Source organism: Oleiphilus sp. HI0128 (assembly GCF_001635365.1).
Genome location: NZ_LWGG01000514.1, coordinates 1 through 581, shown reverse-complemented (window position 1 = coordinate 581; position 581 = coordinate 1). Strand labels below are relative to the sequence as shown.

Genomic DNA, 581 nt, shown 5'->3' with positions numbered 1-581 from the left:
ATGTCGCTATAGTTCATAGGTCACCCAGACAGATTAGTTTACAGGGTTTGGCTGCCTTAAGACTGCTGCTCTCGGGCAATGGCTCGGTAGGCAATGTCATCTCGATAGAACATACCTTCCCAGCTGATATTTTGTGCAAGCTGATAGGCCTTTTGCTGAGCTTCAGTCACATTGTTGCCCAGAGCTGTAGCGCATAATACTCTGCCACCAGACGTTGCTACTTGCTCGCCATCGAGTTTGGTGCCTGCATGAAATACTTTTGCAACATCAGACTCGCCTTGCTTTAGGCCTTTAATGATGAGGCCTTTGTCGTAGCTTCCTGGGTAGCCACCAGCGGCCAAGACAACGCCAACTGCTGCGCGAGAATCCCAGTCTGTTGTTGTTTTATCGAGAGTCTTATCCAATGCCGCATTGCATAGAGTAATTAGATCAGATTGCAGGCGCATCATAATAGGTTGTGTTTCAGGGTCGCCGAAACGGCAGTTATATTCGATGACTTTTGGTTGGCCATCTTTTGAAATCATTAAACCTGCATAGAGGAAGCCTGTATAGTCATTGCCTTCCTTCGCCATACCTTCGAC

Annotated in this window: 1 protein-coding gene; it reads right to left on the bottom strand. The window is 47.5% G+C overall.

Features of this window, described 5'->3' with window-relative positions; translation table 11 throughout:
* Window positions 1-56: 56 nt before the first annotated feature.
* The coding region (locus tag A3763_RS06100) for a phosphoribosylamine--glycine ligase (RefSeq protein ID WP_304440798.1) at window positions 57-581 on the bottom strand (525 nt) is incomplete at its 5' end.